Source organism: Fenollaria sp. C0166D3, from assembly GCF_056590255.1.
Map to the genome: position 1 here is coordinate 1 of NZ_JBWPVU010000003.1, position 24,640 is coordinate 24,640.

20 protein-coding genes and 1 pseudogene are annotated in these 24,640 nt (G+C 35.2%); 2 read left to right on the forward strand and 19 right to left on the reverse strand.

Features of this window, described 5'->3' with window-relative positions; translation table 11 throughout:
• Positions 1-263: 263 nt before the first annotated feature.
• From AC1EJ0_RS02360 to AC1EJ0_RS02450, 19 genes and pseudogenes are all read right to left on the reverse strand, one after another.
• The gene (locus AC1EJ0_RS02360) at positions 264-887 is read right to left on the reverse strand and encodes a CBS domain-containing protein (RefSeq protein WP_320604460.1); all 624 of its coding nucleotides are present in this window, start codon (positions 885-887) and stop codon (positions 264-266) included.
• 11 nt (positions 888-898) lie between these two features.
• On the reverse strand, positions 899-1,618 hold the full coding sequence (locus AC1EJ0_RS02365; protein WP_480023252.1) for a hypothetical protein: 720 nt from the start codon (positions 1,616-1,618) through the stop codon (positions 899-901).
• Positions 1,619-1,760: 142 nt separating this feature from the next.
• Entirely contained in the window at positions 1,761-2,276 is a 516-nt protein-coding gene (locus AC1EJ0_RS02370; protein ID WP_480023251.1) for a macro domain-containing protein, read from the reverse strand.
• The gene (gene pepT, locus AC1EJ0_RS02375; protein ID WP_480023250.1) at positions 2,273-3,490 is read right to left on the reverse strand and encodes a peptidase T; all 1,218 of its coding nucleotides are present in this window, start codon (positions 3,488-3,490) and stop codon (positions 2,273-2,275) included. Before pepT ends, AC1EJ0_RS02370 begins: the two co-directional genes overlap by 4 nt.
• Positions 3,491-3,572: 82 nt before the next feature.
• Positions 3,573-4,070, reverse strand: a complete 498-nt coding sequence (locus tag AC1EJ0_RS02380; protein WP_480023249.1) for a methylated-DNA--[protein]-cysteine S-methyltransferase — start codon at positions 4,068-4,070, stop codon at positions 3,573-3,575.
• Between the two features lie 200 nt (positions 4,071-4,270).
• Positions 4,271-6,904 carry a pyruvate, phosphate dikinase gene (gene ppdK / locus AC1EJ0_RS02385; protein ID WP_480023260.1) on the reverse strand — a complete coding sequence of 878 codons (2,634 nt, stop codon included), beginning with the start codon at positions 6,902-6,904 and terminating at the stop codon, positions 4,271-4,273.
• Positions 6,905-6,919: 15 nt separating this feature from the next.
• Complete coding sequence (locus AC1EJ0_RS02390) at positions 6,920-7,366, reverse strand: kinase/pyrophosphorylase (RefSeq protein WP_058260483.1); 447 nt, start codon at positions 7,364-7,366, stop codon at positions 6,920-6,922.
• Between the two features lie 72 nt (positions 7,367-7,438).
• Entirely contained in the window at positions 7,439-11,146 is a 3,708-nt protein-coding gene (locus AC1EJ0_RS02395) for a phosphoribosylformylglycinamidine synthase (protein WP_480023259.1), read from the reverse strand.
• Positions 11,135-12,373, reverse strand: a pseudogene (purD, locus tag AC1EJ0_RS02400) (phosphoribosylamine--glycine ligase); the annotation flags it as partial. The pseudogene purD and the gene AC1EJ0_RS02395, both read right to left, overlap by 12 nt.
• 10 nt (positions 12,374-12,383) lie before the next feature.
• On the reverse strand, positions 12,384-13,376 hold the full coding sequence (gene trpS / locus AC1EJ0_RS02405) for a tryptophan--tRNA ligase (RefSeq protein ID WP_480023248.1): 993 nt from the start codon (positions 13,374-13,376) through the stop codon (positions 12,384-12,386).
• Positions 13,377-13,398: 22 nt separating this feature from the next.
• On the reverse strand, positions 13,399-14,259 hold the full coding sequence (gene ypfJ / locus AC1EJ0_RS02410; RefSeq protein ID WP_480023247.1) for a KPN_02809 family neutral zinc metallopeptidase: 861 nt from the start codon (positions 14,257-14,259) through the stop codon (positions 13,399-13,401).
• 11 nt (positions 14,260-14,270) lie between these two features.
• Positions 14,271-15,530, reverse strand: coding sequence for an amidohydrolase (locus tag AC1EJ0_RS02415; RefSeq protein ID WP_480023246.1), 1,260 nt, complete (start codon positions 15,528-15,530; stop codon positions 14,271-14,273).
• Between the two features lie 9 nt (positions 15,531-15,539).
• Positions 15,540-16,058, reverse strand: coding sequence for a hypothetical protein (locus AC1EJ0_RS02420; protein ID WP_480023245.1), 519 nt, complete (start codon positions 16,056-16,058; stop codon positions 15,540-15,542).
• On the reverse strand, positions 16,055-16,594 hold the full coding sequence (locus AC1EJ0_RS02425; protein WP_480023244.1) for a CYTH domain-containing protein: 540 nt from the start codon (positions 16,592-16,594) through the stop codon (positions 16,055-16,057). Before AC1EJ0_RS02425 ends, AC1EJ0_RS02420 begins: the two co-directional genes overlap by 4 nt.
• Positions 16,594-17,325, reverse strand: coding sequence for a glucosamine-6-phosphate deaminase (nagB, locus tag AC1EJ0_RS02430; RefSeq protein ID WP_480023243.1), 732 nt, complete (start codon positions 17,323-17,325; stop codon positions 16,594-16,596). Before nagB ends, AC1EJ0_RS02425 begins: the two co-directional genes overlap by 1 nt.
• A 1-nt stretch (position 17,326) precedes the next feature.
• Positions 17,327-18,016: a metallophosphoesterase gene (locus tag AC1EJ0_RS02435; protein WP_058260491.1), complete on the reverse strand. Its 690-nt coding sequence runs from the start codon at positions 18,014-18,016 to the stop codon at positions 17,327-17,329.
• 10 nt (positions 18,017-18,026) lie between these two features.
• Positions 18,027-19,961, reverse strand: a complete 1,935-nt coding sequence (locus AC1EJ0_RS02440; RefSeq protein ID WP_480023242.1) for an ATP-binding protein — start codon at positions 19,959-19,961, stop codon at positions 18,027-18,029.
• On the reverse strand, positions 19,951-20,988 hold the full coding sequence (locus AC1EJ0_RS02445) for a metallophosphoesterase family protein (RefSeq protein ID WP_480023241.1): 1,038 nt from the start codon (positions 20,986-20,988) through the stop codon (positions 19,951-19,953). Before AC1EJ0_RS02445 ends, AC1EJ0_RS02440 begins: the two co-directional genes overlap by 11 nt.
• Complete coding sequence (locus tag AC1EJ0_RS02450) at positions 20,978-21,898, reverse strand: hypothetical protein (protein ID WP_480023240.1); 921 nt, start codon at positions 21,896-21,898, stop codon at positions 20,978-20,980. The genes AC1EJ0_RS02445 and AC1EJ0_RS02450 overlap by 11 nt, the downstream gene beginning before the upstream one ends.
• 119 nt (positions 21,899-22,017) lie before the next feature.
• Here AC1EJ0_RS02450 and AC1EJ0_RS02455 point away from each other — a divergent pair, with 119 nt between their 5' ends.
• Both AC1EJ0_RS02455 and sdaAB read left to right on the forward strand, forming a co-directional pair.
• Positions 22,018-23,979: a hypothetical protein gene (locus AC1EJ0_RS02455; RefSeq protein WP_480023239.1), complete on the forward strand. Its 1,962-nt coding sequence runs from the start codon at positions 22,018-22,020 to the stop codon at positions 23,977-23,979.
• The gene (gene sdaAB / locus AC1EJ0_RS02460; RefSeq protein WP_294795483.1) at positions 23,966-24,640 is read left to right on the forward strand and encodes an L-serine ammonia-lyase, iron-sulfur-dependent subunit beta; all 675 of its coding nucleotides are present in this window, start codon (positions 23,966-23,968) and stop codon (positions 24,638-24,640) included. The genes AC1EJ0_RS02455 and sdaAB overlap by 14 nt, the downstream gene beginning before the upstream one ends.

Here is a 24,640-nt window from a genome sequence, read left to right on the forward strand (position 1 = left end):
TTGTTGTCAAACCTATTATATCAGAATACCTCTCTTTTTTTATTTGTTTTTGTAACATATGTTATACCACATAACATTGATGCGTTTTTATGTGGCGCCCATTTTGATAAAGACGAAAATCGTTTCTCCTCGCACCCATCTCAATAAAAAATGCTTAGCAAGAGAGGCCCCACTAAGCAATTAAAAAAGCTTAGCAAGAGAGGCCCCACTAAGCAATTAAAAAAGCCACCTAATAAGGCGGCTTCAATGATATTTAATTTATTTTACCATTCACCAACTCTTAAGCCAGCTTCAGATAATACTTTTGTAATGTTTGTATCATCTTCAACTTCAACTCTTAAGATTACTTTAAGTAGTCCCATAACCTTAGCACTTGTTACAACCATACTTAAGATATTGATGTTTTGATCTCTTATAATTCCAGCAAGTCTTGAGATTTGTCCTGGCATATCAAATATGTGAACAACTATTCTCTTGCCTTTGTTAATGCCGAATACTTCACTGAAAGCATCAAATATAGCCTTGTGTGTTAGTATACCAGCAAAATTATCTTGTTCATCAAAAACAGCTAAAAATGGTATAGATAGCTTTCCAAGCGCATATGATGCTTGCTCGATATTTGATGTGATAGATATCTTTTCGTATCTTTGTTCATTAAAATCAGAAACTAATTTTTGTAAAAACTTATCTTTGTCTGTGCAAGACCATTCATAATAAGTTCTAAATATTGTTTCTTTGTGTAAAATACCGATTAGCTTGTCACCATCAACAACTGGCAAACTCAAAAAGTCTCCTTCTTCAAACTTTTTGATAGCTTCAGCTATAGTTTCGCTTGATTTTACTGTTGTAAGTTTTTCCTTTGGAATCATATAGTTCCTTACGTACATAATACTACCCCCTATCTGTATCTTTTTAAAACTCTTTCATTTAATCCGTTCCAATATGCATCTATATACAAATTGGTACATGTATTTAAAATAAATTTAAATGTTTCTTTATAAATTATCTTTAAATCTTCTTTAGGAATCATGATGCTTGCAGGATTGATACCATCTCTGTCAAGCTCTAATTGCCTATCTACATATTTATTCAAGGAATAAGTTTTGTCTTTAATCACTTTGTTTGAGAACTCATAGACAGTAGCTAGAACTTTTCCTCTCTTTTTCTCTTCTTTTATTAATTCACTTCTTAGTCTCTTCTTAAAATTCCTTACGTCTCTGTTTACGTTCTTGAATTGAAACAAATACTTTTTATTTGCCAAATCGCTGCTCTTGTAAAACTTAAGCGCTTCTTTTTCTAAAGCGTTTGCTAACTTAGCGTTGTTGAAGCCTTGGATATATCCATCTAGGTAGATGTAGAGCTCCAATCTATTGATGTCTTCATGTATTTGCAAGGACAATGATCTGGATATGCAGTGAGCATCTGATCTGTAGGCTATGGCTTTTGCAATTTTATTTCTTAGTATACCCATTGAAACATACTTTGGAAATATATTTTGCATGCCCATGTTTATATCGTAGAAGCTCATTAGGGACTTAAGCGAATCTATGTCACCTCTATAAAGAAAATTGCGTTTTAATCCAACACAGATATGAGATTTAGAAATCTCAACTTGCATTTTCTTACCTCCATTAATCTTATTTCAATTATACTACATTTTCGAGTGAAAATATATTAAGAAAAAATAATTAAGTTATGTCGAAAATTTAACAATTAACATAGGCTTGATGTGTACTTGATTAAAAACTTTTTATTTTCTTCTACTTATTTAATAAATTTTGATATTCTTCAAAAAATTTATAATTATTAAGGCAAATATAAATTTTTTCAATAGTGGAGTCATTATTTTGTAGATATGACTTTATTGCGTTAATGGCAATTTTGCTCGCTTCTTTAATGTCCATAGCAAAGGCTCCGCATGAAATTGCTGGTATGGCTATGCTCTTGATATTATATTCATCAGCAAGACTCAAAAGATTAAAGTATGTCTTTTCTAAGAGCTGATACTTTTTCTTATTTGAGTCCATGGGGCCAACTACATGTATGATGTAAGCGTTTTTAAGATTGTGAGTCTTTGTGATCTTGGCTCCGCTTGTGTATGTGCCAGCTAGCTTCACTGTCTCATCTAAAAGCTCTTCACCATCGTTTTGATGTATAAGACCATCCAGGCCGCCTCCTCCTAATAAGGAGTTATTTGCGGGATTCACTATGCATTCTACATCTAGATCAAATATATCTTTATAAATGGCTTGTACTTCGCAAGAATTAATTATCATACAAGCTTAACTAGTTCAACTACTGTTTTAAAAGCCTTTTCCATTGATTGTATTGAAGCATACTCATATCTTCCGTGGTAGTTCATACCGCCTGTGAAGATGTTTGGACAAGGAAGACCCATAAATGAAAGTCTTGCTCCATCGGTTCCGCCTCTAACTTGTGTAACCATCGGCTCAACGCCTGCGTTTACCATGGCTTTTTTAGCTAGTTCAACTATTTCTAGTCTTGGCTCTATCTTTTCATACATATTGTAATAAGAGTCTTTAATGTCTAGTTCCATGGCTTCATTATATTTATAGTTGATGTAGTCTTGAGCGTCTTTCATTAAGCACTTCTTTGATGCAAAGCCTTCTTTAGTAAAGTCTCTGATGATGTAGTGCATTTGTGTTTCTTCTACTGTGCCTTTTATACTTGTTAATAGTATAAAGCCTTCGTAGCCTTCTGTATACTCTGGTCTTTCATTAACCGGAAGCATGGCGTTATACTCCATAGCCACTAATTGTGAGTTTATCATCTTGTTCTTTGCTGAACCTGGATGAACGTTTCTGCCCTTTATAGTAATCTTAGCAGATGCTGCGTTGAAGTTTTCGTACTCGATTTCTCCAAGTGGTCCGCCGTCAATAGTGAAGGCATAGTCTGCTCCAAATTTCTTAACGTCAAAAAGGTCTGCTCCTCTACCAATTTCTTCATCTGGTGTAAAAGCAATTCTAATCTTGCCGTGCTTTATATCTGGATTTTTGATGAAGTATTCCATAGCTGTAACGATTTCAGCAACACCTGCCTTGTCGTCAGCGCCAAGTAATGTAGTTCCATCAGTTACTATTAGGTCGTCGCCTACATAATCATTTAGCTCTGGGAAGTCATTTGGGCTTAAGATAATGTTTTCTTCTTCATTAAGAACTATGTCTTTACCATCGTATTTTTCAACGATTCTTGGCTTAACATTCTCCCCGCTCATATCAGGTGAAGTATCCATGTGCGCTATAAGGCCTAGTACGTCCTTCTCTTCATCTGTGTTTGCTGGAAGTGTAGCGTATAGATAAGCGTGCTCATCTAATTCAACATCTTCCAAGCCTAATTCAATAAGTTCATCTCTTAATTTCTTTGCAAAGTCCATAATCTTCGGACTGCTTGGGCAATTTGGAGACTCCTCATCTGATTTAGTATCAATCTTTGCGTATTTAATAAAACGATCTACTAAGATATCTTTCATAAAATCACTCCTTTATTGATTCTTACCCATTTAAGCAAAAAAATAACAAGCAAAATGCCTGTTATTGTATCTTTAAATATTATTATTTGTACTTTTCTTCTAATTCAAGAAGCGCCTTCTTTATATCGTTACCGTCCGAATAATTATAATAACCAGCTTCATTCATCATAACGACTCTATGGCAAGGTATAATTATAACTATAGTGTTGCCTCTGCATGTTGCGCCAACGCCACGCGAATATGTTTTCTTGCCAAGCTTAAGTGCAATGTCGCCATATGTACATCTTTCTCCATATCCTATGTTTTTGATCTCTTTCAAAGCTCTCTCTTGGAAGTCTTTTGCCTTCACTCTTATAGGTATATCGAAGTCTTTTCTCTCGCCTTTAAAGTACTCATCAAGCTGTTTAACGGTTCTATCTATAATCTCGTTCTTCTCTTTTTTGCTACCATATATGCCTTGATGGCCAAAGCGTAAGTATACGAGCGCATCCTCTTCAGCAGCTGCAGTCATCTCGCCAAGAGGTGTTTCAAAGTGATGTATGTAATATGTTTTATTTTTATCGAAATAGTTCGTTATCATCTAATCATCTCCTGAGTACAATTATATTACATTATATATGCCCTGTCAATATCTAATAATGAAAACTAGATAAATTTATTAATTTTATTTGCAAAAGTAAATAGTATCTTAATTATACCTTGCTACTTAAGTGTAAATATACTTATAGGCATAAAATAAGGCGAGTATTAACCCGCCTTATCGTAAATTATTATTCTTAATTATTTATTTTTTCTCTTGATGCTTGCTTGAGCTGCTGCTAGTCTTGCGATTGGCACTCTATATGGTGAGCAGCTTACGTAGTCAAGTCCGATTGCGTCGCAGAACTCGATTGATCTAGGATCTCCACCGTGTTCACCACATATACCTACGTGTATATCAGGTCTTGTTTGTCTACCAAGCTTAGTTCCCATATCAAGTAATTTACCTACGCCTTCTGTATCTAATGAGTCGAATGGACTTCTTTCGTAGATACCATGATCAAGGTATGCGTTAACAAACTTACCATAGTCATCTCTTGAATAGCCCCAAGTCATTTGAGTCATATCGTTTGTACCAAAGCTGAAGAATTCTGCTTCTTTTGCGATTTCGTCAGCAAGTAGTGCTGCTCTTGGCACTTCAACCATAGTACCGATTTCGTAATCAAGCTTCTTGTTCTTTTCTTCGAATACTTTATTTATTTCTTCTACTAATTCTTCTTTAACAAATACAAGTTCTTTTAACTCGCCTATCAATGGAATCATAATCATAGGTTTGATATCTTTCTTGATTTCTTCGCTTACGTTTATAGCTGCTTCCATGATGGCTCTAACTTGCATTCTATAGATTTCTGGCCATGTCACACATAGTCTACATCCTCTGTGACCAAGCATTGGGTTAAACTCTTTCATATCTTCGATTCTGTCTTCAATGACTTGAGTTGTAATACCCATATCTTTAGCTAGGCTTTCGATATCTTCTTCAGTCTTTGGAAGGAACTCATGTAGAGGTGGGTCAAGTAATCTTATTACTACGCCTTTATCTTCCATGACCTTGAATATGCCTTCGAAGTCGCCTCTTTGATAAGGAAGAAGTTTTTCAAGTGCTTTTTCTCTTTCTTCAAGTGTTTTAGAAAGTATCATCTTTCTAACTTGGAAGATTCTCTTGTCATCGAAGAACATGTGTTCTGTTCTGCAAAGGCCTATGCCTTGTGCACCAAAGTCAAGTGCTTGCTTTGCATCTCTTGGGTTATCTGCATTTGCTTTTACTTCTAGAGTTCTAAATTCATCAGCCCATTCCATAAACTTAGCAAAATTACCGCTTAGTTCAGGAGTAACCTTTTTGATTTCTCCTAGGTATACATAACCTGTTGTACCGTCTATAGAGATAGTGTCTCCTTCTTTGATTTCGCCGCTATTGTATCTTATAACTTTATCATCTTCATCAACTCTTAGTTCAGAGCAGCCTGCAACACAGCACTTACCCATACCTCTAGCAACTACAGCAGCGTGTGATGTCATACCGCCTCTAGCTGTTAGTATGCCTTCAGCATATACCATACCATCTATATCCTCTGGAGATGTTTCTTCTCTTACTAATATAGTCTTAACGTTATTCTTATGATATTCAACAACCTTATCTGGTGAGAATACTACAACGCCTGATGCAGCTCCTGGTGATGCTGGAAGGCCTTTTGTGATTTCAGTTTTGCTTAAAACATCTTTTTCTTCAAATGTTGGGTGAAGAATTTGATCAATTGATTTTGGTTCGATTCTTAAGATTGCTTCTTCTTTGCTTATTAAACCTTCATTAACTTGATCAACAGCTATGTTTATAGCAGCCTTTGTGGTTCTCTTACCATTTCTACATTGAAGCATGAAAAGCTTGCCATTTTCAACTGTAAATTCAATATCTTGCATATCTTTATAATGTTTTTCTAGCTTTTCAACAGTTTCTTTGAACTCTTTATAAACGCTTGGCAATTCATTTTCAAGTCTAGCAATAGGTTCTGGTGTTCTAACGCCTGCAACAACGTCTTCACCTTGAGCATCGATTAAGAATTCACCGAATAAAACGTTTTCACCTGTAGCTGGGTTTCTTGTGAAAGCAACACCAGTACCAGAGTTCATGCCCATGTTACCAAATACCATCTCTTGAACGTTAACAGCTGTGCCAAGTGTATCAGAAATTTCATTTAGCTTTCTGTATGTCTTAGCTCTTGGTGTGTTCCAAGACATGAATACGGCTTTAACTGCGTTAAATAGTTGTACATTTGGATCTTGTGGGAAGTCTTCTCCAATGTATTTTTTGTAAATAGTCTTATATTCTTTAACAATTTCTTTTAAGTCGTCTGTATTTAAGTCAATATCGTTTTCAATATTTCTTTTTTCTTTTTGTTTATTTAATACTTTTTCAAATTCAGCTTTTGGGATACCCATGGCAACATCTGAAAACATTTGAATGAATCTTCTGTAACTGTCATAGGCAAATCTTTCGTTATTAGTCTTCTTTGCAAGTCCTTCAACTGTCACATCGTTTAAACCAAGATTTAATATAGTATCCATCATGCCTGGCATTGATATCTTCGCTCCACTTCTTACTGAGAATAGTAGCGGATTTTCTTTGTCTGAAAAGCCCTTATTAGTGATCTTTTCAACATTTGCAATACCCTTTCTAATTTCTTCCTTTAAATCTTGCCATAGTTCTTCATTTTCTTCGTAAAACCTGTTGCACGCTTCAGTTGTAATTGTAAATCCGTTAGGTACTGGTAGGCCTAAATTAGTCATTTCAGCTAAGTTAGCTCCCTTGCCTCCTAACAAATCCCTCATATCTTTATTGCCTTCTTTAAAGCTATAAACATACTTTTCCATCTGTATCCTCCTATTGCTTATTTAATTTTGAAGATATCTAACTATAGTGCTAGATACTTCTTCTATAGATTTTCCATACATAGATATAACAAATATGCCTAATTTACTATAGATCTCGCGAGCGTATTCATTTTCATAAAATACTCTCTCAAGCGATGAGTAATTAGATACACCTGTTATGCCTAGGTCTTTGTCTCTTTCCTTCCTTATCTTGGATAAATACTCCTCATCTTGTATTAGGCCAATCATTTTTGACTTGTCTAAGTCCTTAATCACATCAAATTGGTCGACCTCTGGTACAAGTGGTATATTTATCGCGTTTAATCCTAAAGAAGCAAGATAATAACAAAGAGGTGTCTTACCTGACCTCGATGGTCCTAAGATAATAACATCTGCACTTGATATATTGTCAAATGTTTTGCCGTCATCATTGTCAATTGCATAAGCAAAAGATTTATTTACATCCATAGAAAATCACCACCTAAATTATACCACAACGAAAAGTATTATTCAATAATTTACAATATATTAATACTTTTATTAATCTTTCTTAAAAAATTCTACGCCTGCCTTGAATAAGTTTTGTATTTCAATGTCAGCAACGTTCTTAAATGTATCTGTTTCAACTCTTTCTGAGTGAGCCATCTTACCAAGTATCTTTCCATCTGGTGATAGCATTGACTCGATATCAAAGTTTGATCCATTCGGGTTGTCTATATATTCAAAAGCTAATTGAGCGTTATCGCTAAGTTTTTCATAAAGCTCCTTGTTGATTAATAATCTTCCTTCGCCATGTGAGATAGGTACTCTATAAGTCTTGTCCTTATCGATGTACTTAAGCCATGGTGATGATGTTGTTAGAGCTTTAGTCTTAACGATTCTTGCAATGTGTCTAGATATATTGTTATATGTTAATGTTGGGTCGTCTTCGTCAATGTCTTTAATCTTTCCATATGGTAGTAGACCTGTCTTGATTAAAGCTTGGAAGCCGTTACAAATACCTAGTATCAAGCCATCATTTTCTTCAAGAAGATACTCTACTGCTTCTTTTACCTTTGGATTTCTTAATACATTGGCAATGAATTTACCTGATCCGTCTGGTTCGTCAGATAATGAGAAGCCACCTGGTATAAATAAAATTTGACTTTCTTTAATTTTCTTTGCTAGATCATCGATTGACTTGTCAATGTGTTCGTTATCTAAGTTGTTAAATACAAATACATCAACTTTAGCGCCTTCTTTTTCAAAAGCATATTTTGAATCAAATTCAGAGTTTGTTCCTGGGAATACTGGTATTATAACCTTAACTTCATCAACTGGCTTCTTTGATTTAGCTCTAAATTCTTTTTCAGTAAATTTATTTTCACTCTTAGCTACTCTATTTTCTTCGCCAAATATTTCTAGTAGTGGTTTTTCATAAGCTTCTTTATATTCTTCAAGGTCAAGGCGTCTACCATTGATAATGATGCTTGCATCTGTATTAGTTGTACCAAGGTATTCAATGCCTGGAAGGTCTTCAGTGTATTCAACGATATATGAACCATAAAGCTCCTTGAACATGATGTCAGCGTCCATGTTGATGTTAAAGCCAATATCATTACCAAAGGCCATCTTCATAAGAAGAGGAAGTGTTGTATCTCTATTGATTGCAATTGCACTTCTAACTTTCTTTCTTGAGATAAGGCTAACAAGCTCAACGCTATTCTTCTTAAATTCATTTAAATCAAGTGTATTGTCATCGTTAATAGTTGTTCTTATTAAACCAAGCTTCATATTGCCCTTAAGCTCAGGTGTTACGACGTCTTCTATGTTCATAGATGTTACTGCAAATGAAATCAATGTTGGCGGTACGTTTAAATCATTAAATGTTCCACTCATTGAATCCTTTCCACCAATTGATGGGATTTGTAAGTCATTACAGATCTTAAACGCGCCAAGCAATGCCTCGAATGGTTTTGACCACTTATATGGGTCGTCATTTAATTTTTCAAAGTACTCTTGGAATGTTAATCTTGCTTTGAATGGGCTTGCTCCATGTGAAGCAATTTTCGCAAGTGATTCAACTACTGCATAGTAAGCTCCGAAGAATGGACTCTTTTCTGATAGATATGGATCAAAGCCATATGTCATTATGCTCGCTGTTGATGATTCGCCTTGTGTTGTTGGTATTCTAGCTATCATAGCTTGTTCTGGTGATAATTGGTTCTTGCCGCCTAGTGGTTGAACTATACTGCCTCTACCAACTGATGAGTCAAATCTTTCTATAAGTGATTTTTTAGAAGCGACATTGATGTCTTCTAATCTCTTCTTTAGTTCTACAGTGAAGTCATCTGCCAAATCTTCGTTAAATAGTTCTACTTCTTCTGGCTTAAAGATAACGTCTTGTTTTCTTGGTGCACCAGTTGAGTTTAAGAACTCTCTCTTTAAATTACATACTTCTATGTCATTGTACATCATGATAAGTCTTTCAGAATCAGTAACTTCAGCAACTATTGTTGCTTCAAGATTTTCAGAGTTTGCATATTCTTTAAACTTTTCATAATTTTCTTTAGCGATAACTACAGCCATTCTCTCTTGTGATTCTGATATAGCTATCTCCATAGGGCTTAGTCCTTGATACTTTAGTGGTACCTTATCTAAATGTATTAGTAGTGAATCTGCTAATTCACCTATAGCAACGCTGACTCCGCCTGCGCCAAAGTCATTACATCTCTTTATCATTTTAGCTAATTCAGGTATTCTAAATAGCCTTTGTATCTTTCTCTCTGTTGGTGCATTACCCTTTTGTACTTCAGCAGCTGAGTCTTCAACTGATTTGTCTGTTTGTATCTTAGAGCTTCCTGTTGCTCCGCCAATGCCGTCTCTACCAGTCTTACCACCAAGTAAAATGATTATATCGCCATTAGCAGGTACGCCTCTATATACATTTTCCATAGGTGCTGCAGCAATAACTGCACCTACTTCCATCCTCTTTGCTTTGTAGCCTGGATGGTAAACTTCGTCAACATAGCCTGTTGCAAGACCGATTTGATTGCCATATGAAGAGTATCCTCTAGCTGCGTCTAAAACTATCTTTCTTTGAGGAAGCTTTCCTTCAAGTGTATCTTCAATAGCTTCTCTTGGATCTGCAGCTCCTGTTATTCTCATAGCTTGGTAAACATAGCTTCTTCCTGATAGTGGGTCTCTTATAGCTCCACCAAGGCATGTTTGAGCGCCGCCAAATGGCTCTATCTCAGTTGGGTGGTTATGTGTTTCGTTCTTAAACATTAGTAGGTAGTCCCTAAGTCTTCCGTCTATGCTAACCTTAATCTTAACTGAGCAAGCATTTATCTCTTCACTTACTTCTAAGTCATTTAGCTTGCCTAAGCTTCTAAGCTTCTTAGTAACTATAGTTGCTAGGTCCATAAGTGTAAGATCTTTCTTTGAGAATTGTTTTCTCGCCTTTAAGTATTCATTAAGTGTATTTCTAATTACTTCGATAAATTCACTTTCGCCTTCGAAGTTGATATTTGTTAATTGTGTATTAAATGTAGTGTGTCTACAGTGGTCTGACCAATATGTGTCGATTAACTTAAGCTCTGTTTGGCTTGGATCTCTATCTTCTTTTATAAAGTAGTCTTGGAAAACTTTTAAGTCTTCTGTAGACATAGCAAGTGCTTCCTTATCATGGAAGTCCTTTAGTCCTTCGTCATCAAGTTTAATAAAGCCGTCATAAACTATAGACTCAATCTTAGTATCAACGCTTTCCTTAAGTGTTGTTGGTATACCAATCAATACGCCTTCTGCTTGGTCAACTGTATTTATAAGATGTTTCTTAATCTTCTTAATGTCTTCTTCGCTTACATCGCCTTTGATCTCATAAACTTTTTCACATCTTGCTAAAACTTCATCCTTGCCAAGAGTAACCTTGATTGTATCCTTTAAGCCTTGTTCCCTTTGATCGAATTGGCCCTTTTTGTACCTAACAACAAAGGCATTCTTCAAATTCTTTTCCATTTCTAAAGCATCGTCCGCTAAATAAATATTATCTACCGGTTTTTCGCATAAAATGGTATTCGATATCTTATTAATTTCTTCATCAGAAAGTAATTCAATATCGTATCTGTTATAAACTTTGATTGAGTCGATATTTATCTTAAGAAATTCTTTAATCTCTTGCGTTAAACCGTTTGACTCCGCATCAAATTCATCTTTTTTACAAACATAAACTCTCTTAACCACTGGACCAATATCCCTCCTATAATGCATTTTATCAAATGAAATCTTTTGGATCTCATCATAAACTTTCTTATATGCTTCTTCAAATGTATCGGCTTTAGAAAGTATATTTAACACTCTTCCGCCATTAGTAAGTAGCTTTGCGCCATCAGCCTTAACACCTGCGTAATTAATTTTTACTTCTGGTGATAATTTATCTAAGCCTTTTATCTCATATCCTTTGTCGTACTTTGCTGGATAGCCACCAGATGCTAATACGACGTTAACTATCTTTTTATCATTTACTTCTAATTTATATTCATCAAGCTTTGCTTCACTTGTCTTGATAAGCGCATCCAATAAAGATGAGTCAATTCTTTCTAAGATAACTTCAGTTTCAGGATCGCCGAACCTTGTGTTAAACTCTAAAACTTTTATTCCGTCTGAATTTATCATAAGGCCTGCGAATAAAATCCCTCTATAGTCAATGCCTTCAGCTTCAAGACCTTTTATGAATGGCTTTACAAGCTCTTCTTCTATGTCCTTTAAATATGGTAGTGCCATAAGGTTTGGTGAGTATGAGCCCATGCCGCCAGTGTTTTCACCAGTTTCGCCTTCAAAAACCTTTTTATGGTCCTTAGCGCTTGGTAGCATTATATACTCTCCATTTGATATAAGTACATGAACAGATGTTTCGAAGCCATCTATATATTCTTCGACTATAATCTTATCATCACCAAATTTTTTATCTAGGAGTAGCTCATTAAGCGCTTCATCTATTCCTTTCTCGCTTGAAGCTATGATAACTCCCTTGCCTTGAGCAAGCCCATCATACTTAAGTACTACTTTATTTACCTTTGATTCATTAAGTAGTTTGCTAGCATATTTCTTTGCTTCATCAATGCTATCAGTCTCAAGGTACTTAGCTGTATCTATGTGATACTTCTCCATGAACTTCTTTGAAAATGCCTTGCTCTTTTCGAATATGGCTGCTTCCTTCTTTGGTCCGAATATCTTAAGTCCCTCTGCCTCGAACTTATCGACAATGCCGTAGCATAGTGGATCTTCTGGTCCGACTATAGTGAAATCAACAGCATTATCTTTAGCATAAGCAATTAACTTGTCAAAATCCATAACTTTTATGTCAATATTTTTGAATTCGCTCTCAGTCTTGCCATTACCAGGTGCAAAAACAATCTCTACTGAGCTGTCTTGTGCTTTAATTTTTGAAGCGATGGCGTACTCACGACCGCCACTACCTATAATTAATATCTTCATAGCTAACTCCTTATATTTGTACAAAGCCAACTTTTTTCATTACTTTTCTTAGAGTCTTATTAGCAAGGTATCTCGCTTTATCTCTACCTTCTGCCATAAGCTTTTCTAATCCTTCTTTATCTTGAATAACTTCATTGTAATTATATTGAAAGTCTTTTAAATCTTCATATATGATGTCTGCTAAATCTTCTTTGAACTCTTTATATCCAAGCGAATCATACTTCTTGACTATATCATCAGGACTGATGCCAGTGAATGAACTGTATATATTTATAAGATTGTATAAACCGGCTCTATTTGGGTCATAAGCAAAGTTTGGCTCGCTATCTGTAACAGCCTTTCTAATCTTTGAGTAAATTCTGTCTTTGCTGTCCATAATATAGATGAAGCTGTTTTGATCTTCGTCTGACTTACTCATCTTTTTACTTGGATCTTGTAGTGACATGATTCTCTTTCCTGTCTTAGCAATGTATGCTTCAGGCACTTTAAATGTGTCTGAGTACTTGCTATTGAATCTGATTGCTAAGTCTCTTGCTAACTCCATGTGCTGAGTTTGGTCTTCGCCTACAGGTACTAAATCTGTTTGATATAAAAGTATGTCACCCGCCATTAGTACTGGATATGTTAATAGACCTGCGTTACAGTTTTCTGGAGACTTCTTGGACTTGTCTTTATATTGAGTCATTCTGTTAAGCTGACCAATATAGGCAATTGTATCAAGTATCCAGCCTAGCATAGCGTGTTCTGGTACGTGTGATTGAACGAATAAAACGCTCTTTTCTGGATCAACACCACTCACTAACATCATCGCAAATATCTCATAGGTCTTCTTCCTTAATTCCTTAGGCACCTTTGGTACTGTGATGCTATGAAGGTCAGCAACTGCATATAAACAATTGTAATCATCTTGTAGTTTAGCTAAATTCTTTAAAGCTCCTAGGTAATTACCTATGGTTAAATCACCTGAGGGCTGTATAGCGCTAAATGCTGTTTTCTTATCCATTGTATATCTCCTTTATTACTTACTAAATATCGCCACTAAATGTGTCTCCGTCTTGAATTGTGCCTTTTTCAAAGCCTTTCTTGAACCACTCCATCCTTTGTTCGCTCGTTCCATGTGTAAAGCTATCTGGAACTACTCTTCCTTGATACTTTTCTTGAAGTGTATCGTCGCCTATCTTTGATGCGGCATTCATTGCTTCTTCAAAGTCCCCTTCTTCTAAGATGTCTCTATCTTGTATATGCTTTGCGAATACTCCTGCGAAGTAGTCTGCTTGTAATTCAAGCATAACAGAGTATTTATTATATTCTTTTTCAGATACCTTTCCTTGTAATGAATGAACTTTGTCTAAAATACCTAATTGTTTTTGTACGTGATGACCAACTTCATGTGCTAATACATAGGCCATGGCAAAGTCACCCTTTGCTCCAAACTCATTCTTAAGCTGATCAAAGAAAGACAAATCGATGTAGATGTCCTTATCCACTGAACAATAGAAAGGACCCATTTGTTCTGATGCAAAGCCGCAGCCAGAATTTATGCTGCCTGTAAATAGATTTAATTGTGGTTCTTCATATTCTAAACCATTTTCTTCAAATATTTCATGCCAAACATCTTCAGTGTCCTTTAAGACGACCGAGATAAATTGTTTGTACTCTTCTTCTCTTTCGCTTGTAATTGGTGTACCTTGGCCGTTTTGTATGCCTGCGCCAGGACCGCTTGGTCCGCCTATTAGGCCTCTACCAAAAACTAAGTATAGTACTAAAAGCAGTATCATGCCTCCAGTGCCCATCTTGAAGCCGCCAAAGTTTGGCATGCCGCCTCCGCCTGACTCGCCTCTTCTATCGTTTACGTTTGACGATCCTTGTCTACCTCTCCACTTCATTTCATCATCCCCTAAATATTTTTAATAATTTCTTCAACTTTTCTTGCAACTAAGTCTTCATCAACGCCTTTAATCTTTTTATTTTCCATAATTATCTTACCGTTGATTATAGTCGTATCAACTTCACTTCCATTCATTGAGTAAACCATAGCGCTAATCAAATTGTTTTGTGGTTTTAAATTTGTATTATCTAAATCAATTAGAATTAAATCTGCTAGTGATCCTTCGCTTATATTTACATCTTCATCAAAGATATATTTATATGGATTAATAGTCGCGAGCTTAAGTACTTCTCCCGCACTCATCACCTTTGGATCAAGTGAACGAGCCTTAGCCGCAAGTGATACCGCTCTCATCTCAGTAAACATGTTTTGCATATTATTTGAACTAGCTCCGTCAGTACCTATAGCTAGCTTATCACCGCGCACAAACATATTCTTTATATCTGGTATGCCGCTTGCTAGCTTCATATTTGATGATACATTTAAACTTACTAGTGCATTACTTTTTGCTATGATGTCCATATCTTCTTCAGATAGATGAACGCAGTGCGCCAGTATTGTCTTTTGATCAAACATGCCGAGCTCCTTAAATATTTTTATAGGACTCTTCTTATACTCTTTATATGAATTGTTTACTTCAGTTAAAGTTTCATTCGCATGCGTATGAATGATTAAGTCTAGCTCTTTTGCAAGGTCTATGCAGCTCTTTAAGTAATCAAGTCCAGTTGTGTATATAGCGTGAGGCGCGATGGCTAGCCTTAACAGACCATCCTTTTGATGGTATTTTTCATACATATCACGTATATTAGCTTCTCTCTCTTTATTAAAGGCATCATTTGTCATGCCTCTAGCAATAAGGCCTCTCATACCCACTTCACTAGCTGCATCAAAAACCCTTTCACAGAACATATACATATCATTAAAGGCTGTTGTACCAGTCTTAACTAGCTCTATAAATGTTAATAGACTTGCCCAATAAATATCTTCATCTGTAAGTTTCGACTCAAGTGGCCAAATTTTATTTTGCAGCCAATCCATTAGCTCCATATCATCAGCGTAATTCCTAAATACGCTCATAGCTATGTGGTTATGCGTGTTAAATAGTCCTGGCATAAGTAGTTTATCACTGCCATCAATAGTATAGGCGCCTGCTTCATCAATCTTATCAACAATTTTCTTAACTCTATTGCCATCGATTAATACATCACATGGGCCATTAACGACTGATTTATCTACGTCAATATACTTAACATTTTTAATTACTATCATCTTAACCTCCTATAGATATGTGAAATTCTCTTTTGTATAAACTACTAGCGGCACTATGACTAGGCATGCTGTTATGCTTAGTAGTGATGCTACTAGATTAACTTTTATGATTCTGCCTATATTGTATATATTCGCAGCATTTGCAATTAAAAGCGCAATTATATAGCTAAGCATCTTCGATATAAGTATCGAAATAAAAAGCGAGAATATATATGATATATTAAACTTCTTATGACTTATATAACCTATAGCAAAACCAAACATTACTTCAATTGCTAGCATAAGCGTTCTTATATCTGCGTTTAAGCTCTTTCTATATAATAAATTTAGTATAAATATCAAAATTACGCTTGGTATAGAAAACTTTATATCTAGCGTAAATACAGCTATGTAAGTAAATAGCAGTATTGCTAAGTACTCATTAAAGCCTTTGTCTAGCTTTATTAAAGCAAAGTTCATCGCTAGACTCAAAGCTATCAGTATAAAAGCTAAAATTATATCTATAGCATTATCTTTAATAAATTTCATCTTTGATCTTTCCTTAGTTCATTTATATTTTTCGTTGTAATATTTTTTCTCTCTATATTAAATTCTTTTATCAGCTCTTCAAGTTTTTCATCGCTTTTTACTTCAATTTCAAGATAAGGCCTGTCAAAGGTTTCTTTGTCATATTCATCAAAATCAAAGCGAGCGTCCTTATATAGATATGAATCTCTCTCCTTATAATCAACTTTTTCAGGAATAATTCCAAGCATTTCGAAAATTTCTAGTATTGCATCCTTATCTTTAACTTCACTCGTAACCTCTTTTGAGTTACGTAGCCCGCCGCTGTCCTTTCCTCTTATCTTATATGTCAAGTAAAAAGTCTTCTTGCCATCTTTATCCACTTCTCTAAGTCTTAATAGAGATTTTAATAAATTTGTCTTAGCGTCTATATCGCATTTCAATATATAATTCACTTGCTTCTCTTCACCTAAGTGCTCTGCTCCCTTCGATAGAAGCTCCTCTTTAAGCGCGTCTAAGTCAAGATTAAAAACTTTTACTTCTTTTTCTCTCTCTATCATTATTTTATAACTAGACTTGCTAATTTTTCATCTATGATTACGGTAACGTCTGGATGTAAATTTAGTAGTGATACCGGTACTTTAGATGATATCTTTTTAGAATTTAATAGATAATCTATCGCGAAGCTCTTTTGAGTACCGCTTGCGATTAAAACTATCTTCTTTGCTTTAAATATAGAGCCAACCCCCATAGTGATGGCAAATTTTGGCACGTCATCAATATCGTCAAAGAATCTTGAGTTAGCGACCCTTGTTGACTCAGATAGCTCTTGCACATATGTTACCGAGCTTAAATCGTCGCCTGGCTCATTAAAGCCTATGTGGCCGTTTTTGCCAACGCCAAGCACTTGTAAATCGATCTCATAATGAGAAAGGCTTTCTTCGTACTCCTTAGCCGCCTTTTCTAAGTCAGCTCCCTCAGCGTGTGGTATATGTGTATTTTTCTTATCTATGTTAATATGATTAAATAAATTCTCATTCATAAAGTAATAATAACTTGCAGGATGGTCCTTACTTAAGCCAACGTATTCATCAAGGTTAAATGTAATTACGTCCTTAAAATCAATAGTGCCATCATTATTAGCCTTGATAAGCTCTTTATACATGCCAATAGGGCTTGATCCTGTCGCCAAACCTAATACACTGTCATGCTTTTCTTGAATTTGTTTAATAAATATTTGAGCTGCTTCCTTGCTCATCTCGTCATAATCTTTGCAAACTATAACCTTCATACTAACACCTCTCTATTAATTTAAGTTTAAAATTTAAGTAATCGCTTGAGACCAATGAATAATCTATACCATCAATCAAGCCTTCTCTTCTAAATCTATGGCCAGCTGCGTGCAAGTGACCATAAACACATTTATATACACCATGCTCTTTCATAAGCTCATGGAATTGATTAGCTTTTAAGTCCATGTTAAATGGCGGGTAGTGAAGCATAACTATAATCTTCTTATCCTTATCAGCCTTTTCAAGCGATAACGATAGTCTAATTAGCTCTCTAGCTGTTATCTTTTTGTCATTTTCTTCGTCATACTTGTCATTGTCCTCTTGCATCCAGCCTCTTGTTGCGCAGATAGCATAGTCCTTATACGTGTATGAGTCATTTTGCATGAAGTAAATGGATTTAAAACCAAAGCCATTCATCTTGGATATGCTTGTCCACCAATAATCATGATTGCCCTTGCTAATAAGTTTCTTGCCTGGCAATTCGTCTATGAATTTTAAATCATCTATAGCTTCACTGAACCTCATCGCCCATGATATATCACCAGGCAATAAGACCAAATCGTCGTCCTTAACCTTCTCTAGCCAGCTCGTCTTAATCTTCTTGTCGTGATCTTGCCAGTTACCTCCAAAGACGCCCATAGGTTTTAAGTCTGTCGAATCTAAATGTAAGTCGCCTATAGCATAAATCATTTTTTCACCTCTATAACTGTATATAATTATAACACAGATTAAGCTCTGAGAGAACACTTTTTTCGACTTTACTGCTCGTAAATAATAATACTTGCTTTTCTTTTGCCAATGAAGTAAATATTTTTAGCGCAGCTGCCATACGCTCTTCATCAAAAAAGGCAAGGTTCTCGTCAAAGATAAGTGCTAAATCGATGTCCAGTACCTCGACTAGTGCAAGCCTTAAACTAAGGTAGGACATTGATAAAACCTGCCTACTAAGCTTTTCCTCCTCATATACAAGGCTAGTTCTTTTGTCTCTTAGCATTATGGTAAAGCTTTCATCAAGCAAGAAGAAATTATATTTATTATCAGAAAACATTTCTAAGTATTTATTTGCCGCGGCAATAATCTTCGGCATATAGCTAGTATTAATCTCAGTAATAAGGCTAGAGATGATTTCACTAGCAGCGCTTAAAGCCTTTCTCCTTCTTTCTAGCTCCGCAAATCTCGCATCGAGCGCGTCACGTCTTAGGCCAAGTTCGTATGCCCTCTCTATAAGTCTGTCGTTATAATTAAGTTTTGTCTCAAGTGAATTTAGCTCTAAATCGATTTTAGTGATTTCATCCTCAGCCATGCTTATAGAGTAGCCCTTGTACTTATCATAGGCCGCCTCATCTGTTTTTGCTAAGTAGTCAAGGACCTTCTCTTCACTAAGCTCGTCAAAGTTCTTTTCGCTGTATGTCTTTAGAAACTCATCAAAGCTATGCAAATAGTTTTGACTCATCTCACTTGACCTCTCATTAGTATATTCGCTTATGAAGTCCTCATCACTTGCTATATTATATTTATCTAGGATGGCATTTTTATCATCTATAAGCTTTTTACTAGCCTCATCCCTCGTCTTAGACTTAGTAAAAATGAATGATATAAGAAAAACTATAGCCATGGCAAAGCTAGTATATAAAGCAATTCTACTTACCTTGATAAAATAATAAATAAGGGCAAAAATGCTAAGCAAGGCAAAAATGTACGAAAAGCTTCTTAAGCTACGTCTTCTAGCCTCGCTATAATTATTTGCTTCAAATCTCTTTTTAAGCTCATTAAAGGCTTCGTAGTCATCACTAGTAATATTTTTATTCTTATTTAAAAAATCCTTCTTCTTTTCTTTAAGCTCTTCTATCTTTAATAAATTTTCCTTTTTATAATATTCTTTCGCCTTATTGTACTCTGCTAAAAAGTCTTTCTTCTTTAAAATCAAATTTTCTTTCTTTTTATTTAGCTCGTCTTTTTTATTAAGCATGGACATAGTGTCTTCAAGCGATGCCTCTACTCCAGCTATATCCCTATCTAGACTTGCTATCTCCTTCTTAAGACTGTATAGCTCCTTAGTCTTGGCATTCTCTGTGCCTATACTTGCAATTTCGTCATCAATACTGTTCTTCGCTTCACTTAAATTATATTCGCCTTCATCATTCGTCTTAAGCTTAAGTAAAAGCTCTTTAATATCGTCAAAGTCATCAAAGTATATGTCTTTTGATTGGCTAATGTAAGTGCTTGCATTAAAGACATTGCGTGAAAGGCCTAAAATGATTTCGCCAATAGATTTATTACTAATAGAGTTTTCTCTCTTAATCTCGTCAGTGATATCAAGGCCGTTTTTGCTGACAAAGTAAGTATCATTTAAAAAATCTCTGTATATTTCATAAGTAAAACCATCTTTATCAAAAATCATCCTGCCACTGTACTCATTTTTGTTTATAGGCTTGTAGCTGAGATAGTCCTTTATCTTGATCTTCCTCTTAGTATTCGCCTTGTTCACGCCAAAGAGCATAAAAGAGATAAAGGCATGTATAGTAGACTTACCGCTCTCATTAAGCCCATAGATAAGGTTGAATGAGTCGTCAAAGTCAAGGTGATAATTATTAAATTTGCCAAAATTAATTAAATCGAGGCTCTTAATCTTCATAGTAGTGCTCCCTACTTTGCATTGCCTTAAGCGCGATATTTATCGCGTCTTGCCTTATTTCATCTGGATAGTTTTCTGACTTTGCAAGAATTTTTTCGTAAATATCAGTTGAGATACTTAAACTTTCTTCTAAGTTATTAAATACCTCTAAGTAATAAAATTTATCTTTAACTAAGCTAATGAATCTATTGATATTCAAATCCTTATTAATGCTTCCCTTTAAGATAATTCTATAGAAATTCTTATCCTTATCATTAAGCTCTTCAAATTTATTAATTATATCTTCGAATTCATCTTCTTCGTTTATAATTATTTCTTTTATAATAAATTCCCTTAGGGCAAATGGAATAAATTTTACGCTGCCGCTAAGTGTATCGACCTCATAAAAACCATGTTCTCCAAGCTCACCAAAGTCAAGCGGCTCAAGTGAACCAGGATAGTAGGCCTTCTCAGCCACTTTCCCTTTTTTATGTATATGACCCAAGGCGATGTAGTCAAAGCCCGATGCTAGAAGAGACTCTATATCAATCTTGTACTTGCCATCAGCTAGGTCGCCATGAAGGCTCGCGATATTAAATCTATCTTTATCAAGATTTACTTTTTGGAGAGCAAAACCATTCTCAAGGCTATTAAGCCATGAAGCACCATATATGGAAACATTATCAGCTATATCCATGCGTTCAAGTGTATTAGTTTTAAAGACATGGAGATTATCTGTGAAATTATTAAATAGATAATCATCTGTATAATAATCATGATTGCCGCATGAAAGAACGATGTTTCCGTAGTAGCTATCGATAATGCTCATCATGTGCTTTGTCTCTGTATAAGTAAGCACGTCCCTTTCAAATAGGTCGCCGCTAAGGACAATCAAATCAATTTTATTCTCGTTGGCATAATTAATAAGCCTTTCAAACGTTATGAAAAGCTCATTTTTTCTATCCTCAGACCTAACGCCAAGCGTTTTACTTTTATATTTAAAGCCTAGATGCAGGTCTGCTGCGTGAATAAATTTATTAATAAACATAGCTATACCTAATTAAATCACTTTCAGACATAATCTTTTTTATAAGTGAAAAATCAAAATTCTCGCTGTCTTTTTTATTAAAGATGGAAAAGCTACTTGCTATCTTAAGCGAAGTCTCTAAGTCGTACTTCCTCTCAAAGCCTATGGCAAGGCCAAGAAGCGCCATGTTCTTGTCAATCTTAATATAAGGCTTCTTCTCGTAATCAAATAAGTAGTAGCAATCCTTTGTAAATATAATCAAATTGTCATTAAATTTAATAAGAATAATTCTGTCCTTGTCGATGGCCATAAACTTAACGACGCTAATTATGTCATCAAGAGTACTTAGTCTAAGATTAAGTATGTCGCTTAGGTCTTTATAATCCATGGACATGGCGAAGACGTTTGAATCGATACATAATTTCATCGTGCTCTTTGAGGCAGATACGAATAGTTTTTTCATGTATCTATTGGAAACGTCTATAAGGCCTTGATAAAAGTCCGGACTAATATTGTTGTCAAAGTCCTCCATAAGTAGTGTAACTCTTGTATCGTAGACGATGTCATCAAATCTATCGACAAAGTTAAGTTCATCATCTCTAGTTATACGAGGAGCGTTCTCGATGATTCTAGTAGTTCTTGTATTTTCTCTAATATCAATCACTGCTCTCGCCTCATCCTTAATAGTAATTAAATAGTAATCAGCTAGGTAGCTCTCTAGGTAGTTTCTATACTTCATAGCTGTATAGCCGCCCGCGTATGAAAGCACTTTATAATCTTCTTTTAAGCTGTGAAAGATTTCACTTGCAAGAAAGTTTGAACCATAGAACGAATCATTAAGTATCTCAGCTGAGTTCTTAGATGCAAGGTAAAGCTTATCTAAGCCCAAGGCTTTATATCTAATCAAATCAGTGTTTAATAATAAAATCATCTCTCTGCCTCCTCTTCTATTTATATTATACAACATATTCGAAAATATTTCTTCATAAATTGTAAAAAAAGCTTTATTTATACTATTATTTAGTATATAATATATCAGAGGTGATTAATTTGTCAAAAAAATTATTCTCTTTTTTATTGCTCGTTTGTATACTATTGACAAATGTCAATGTATATGCGAGTGAAGTAACAAATCAAGAGGAAGATCCTAATAAGACGGCTAGCTTTGCTTTTAATTATGATCTTGCAATTAAAAATGTTAATATAGTTAACCCAGCGAGAAACGAAATTTTATATAAGTATAACATCGCCATCAGCGGTGGCAAGATTAAACAGATTACCAAGGGTGATGTCAAGGCCAATAGAGTGATAGATGGCGAAGGAGCTATGCTACTTCGCGAGTTCATCGATATGGACAGCACCAATGTTTCCAGGGAGATTGACTTACTTAAAACTGCTGACGGTATTGGTAAGAGCGTTAGAACTACAACTGCCGATATTGATGCTTGGTCCAAGAGCGTTGAGAGCTCCTTATCAACTATTGACTACTTATCGATTACGGATTCTGAAAGTATTAAAAACGCTGTAATTAAAGAAAATGAGATGAAGTATGACGACGCGGCCATCAAGCAAATAGTTGAGGCTATATTAAAGGAAAAGGAAGCAAAATCTGCTGGCGTTAAAATTTCAATCGAAGAAGCAAATGACCTTAATCTATTAATCAATACAATCAAAGCGATTGACGACGATAACTTTGTCTACTATATCAAGCTTAGTAAGCTTAAGCATGAGAACATCATTCAAACGATAAATCAAATTTCTGATATTATCAAAGACAGCAAGAATAACTTTGTCTTATGTGATATGAATGACTTTGGAGGTCCGGATAAGATCAATGCTATAAATTCTTTGATTGACAAGCATAACGAAGAGAACGAGAATCTTTACTACACATTTAACCCGTTCAAATACATTGTTCTGACAAACTTTAAGGACAATATTGATATTGTTAAAAAATATAATAACAACACGTCAAAGCTTCAGCTTGCGAGCTCAAATAACTTCTACCAAATTCATCAGTACAAAGACATAATCAATACTAAGGAAGACGTTATCATTCACGACGCGCTTAACGACTCGGACATAAGCATAATGATAAGGTCAAAGTACTCGCTTATAGCAGGCAACCCAAATCTTGCAAATACATCGACAAGGCTCTACCCTGTCAATGTAAATTCATTTTTAGAGTACATTAGACAGGCCAATGGCTTAGGCATCGACAGTATAGAGATAGCGAGAAAACTAACGTATCTGCCGTACAAGGTACTTAATTTGGATAGATATATGAACGCATCAACCATTGAAGTGGGTCAAAATGCATCGTTCTTAACTATCAATTCAAAAAATATCGGTATTAACTCAAATATTCAGAACGTTAAGCCAAGTTTGGGCGTGAAATACCTTGTTCACAATGGCATAGTGACCTTCAACCATAATCAATACAATCAAAATGGAGCTAGAGCCTTCATCATTAATAATTTAGAAAGAAATGACGATGTCAAAAAATTTGACATCACTTATGAAACAGAGGTCTCAAAAAGCACTGCTCTTGAACACGCCTACATCATTGATGGCATCAAGTATATAAGCTTAGAAGAACTAATAGAGCCGCTAAACCTTGTTTATAATAATGAAGCTAATGGTAAGTATACTATAGGCAATCTTATAAACGTCGAGCTCGGTACTAGTGATGCAAGCCTAGGCGCCGAAAAAGTTCATCTTACAAAGGAAGTAATTACTTATAACGACTCGCTTATGATTCCACTGGAAGATTTAAGTAAATTATTTCAAAACTATTTTAAATGTGAAGTAAGTGAAGATCACATTAGCATAAAGTCAAGCAATAACTCAAAGATGCTTGACACAAATGATTCAGTCGAAAAGAAAGAAAGCACACCACTGATAATCAAAACAAGCTACATAATCATGTCATATATATTTTCAGCCTTGGTTGTGGCCTTCTTATTAAATACATTAAAGAAGAAAAAGAGGAGAAAAAATGGAAAACTATAATTTAAAATCTATTTTAGGACCAATAATGATAGGCCCATCAAGCTCACACACTGCAGGAGCTGCAAGACTTGGTAGGATAGCAATGAAGCTAGCACCAAAGGGTTTCAATAAAGTATCTTTTTACTTACACGGCTCTTTTAGAGAAACATACATGGGCCACGGCACTGATAAAGCACTACTAGCTGGGGTTATGGACTTCTTCCCTGATAGCGAAGAGATCAAAAACTCATTTGAAATTGCTGATGAAAGAGGACTTGAGTACGAATTTATCAAATCAGACCTTGGCTACGTTCATCCAAATACTGTTAAGATGGTCTTTCACTACGATGATCAAGATGATTTCTACGTTCAAGGCAGCTCTATAGGCGGAGGTAGTATACTTATAAAAGATATCAATGGCGCTGACGTTGAATTCTCTGGCGAAAAACCTACTTTAGTAGCTAAGTACATTGATAAGAAAGGAATACTATCAAGAATAACTGCTACATTTGCAATATCAGGAATGAATATCGCCGATATGCATGTAGACAGAACTGGTAAAGTCGCTACACTTATATGCGAGCTTGACTCTGACTTTGATGATGCTACCATAAAAGACATTGGAAGGATAGATGACTTCTTATTCGTTAAGTATTTAAACCCTGTTAAGGAGGATAATTAA

Bases quoted from the DNA above. Each gene is read 5' to 3' on its own strand.
- nagB (WP_480023243.1), bottom strand. From the start codon at position 17,325: ATGAAGGTTATAGTTTGCAAAGATTATGACGAGATGAGCAAGGAAGCA.
- AC1EJ0_RS02370 (WP_480023251.1), bottom strand. From the start codon at position 2,276: ATGATAATTAATTCTTGCGAAGTACAAGCCATTTATAAAGATATATTT.
- trpS (WP_480023248.1), bottom strand. From the start codon at position 13,376: ATGGATAAGAAAACAGCATTTAGCGCTATACAGCCCTCAGGTGATTTA.
- ypfJ (WP_480023247.1), bottom strand. From the start codon at position 14,259: ATGAAGTGGAGAGGTAGACAAGGATCGTCAAACGTAAACGATAGAAGA.
- AC1EJ0_RS02445 (WP_480023241.1), bottom strand. From the start codon at position 20,988: ATGTTTATTAATAAATTTATTCACGCAGCAGACCTGCATCTAGGCTTT.
- AC1EJ0_RS02415 (WP_480023246.1), bottom strand. From the start codon at position 15,530: ATGATAGTAATTAAAAATGTTAAGTATATTGACGTAGATAAATCAGTC.
- AC1EJ0_RS02420 (WP_480023245.1), bottom strand. From the start codon at position 16,058: ATGAAATTTATTAAAGATAATGCTATAGATATAATTTTAGCTTTTATA.
- AC1EJ0_RS02360 (WP_320604460.1), bottom strand. From the start codon at position 887: ATGTACGTAAGGAACTATATGATTCCAAAGGAAAAACTTACAACAGTA.
- sdaAB (WP_294795483.1), top strand. From the start codon at position 23,966: ATGGAAAACTATAATTTAAAATCTATTTTAGGACCAATAATGATAGGC.
- AC1EJ0_RS02450 (WP_480023240.1), bottom strand. From the start codon at position 21,898: ATGATTTTATTATTAAACACTGATTTGATTAGATATAAAGCCTTGGGC.
- AC1EJ0_RS02380 (WP_480023249.1), bottom strand. From the start codon at position 4,070: ATGATAACGAACTATTTCGATAAAAATAAAACATATTACATACATCAC.
- AC1EJ0_RS02435 (WP_058260491.1), bottom strand. From the start codon at position 18,016: ATGATTTATGCTATAGGCGACTTACATTTAGATTCGACAGACTTAAAA.
- AC1EJ0_RS02395 (WP_480023259.1), bottom strand. From the start codon at position 11,146: ATGCATTATAGGAGGGATATTGGTCCAGTGGTTAAGAGAGTTTATGTT.
- AC1EJ0_RS02425 (WP_480023244.1), bottom strand. From the start codon at position 16,594: ATGATAGAGAGAGAAAAAGAAGTAAAAGTTTTTAATCTTGACTTAGAC.
- pepT (WP_480023250.1), bottom strand. From the start codon at position 3,490: ATGAAAGATATCTTAGTAGATCGTTTTATTAAATACGCAAAGATTGAT.
- AC1EJ0_RS02440 (WP_480023242.1), bottom strand. From the start codon at position 19,961: ATGAAGATTAAGAGCCTCGATTTAATTAATTTTGGCAAATTTAATAAT.
- AC1EJ0_RS02390 (WP_058260483.1), bottom strand. From the start codon at position 7,366: ATGGATGTAAATAAATCTTTTGCTTATGCAATTGACAATGATGACGGC.
- AC1EJ0_RS02365 (WP_480023252.1), bottom strand. From the start codon at position 1,618: ATGCAAGTTGAGATTTCTAAATCTCATATCTGTGTTGGATTAAAACGC.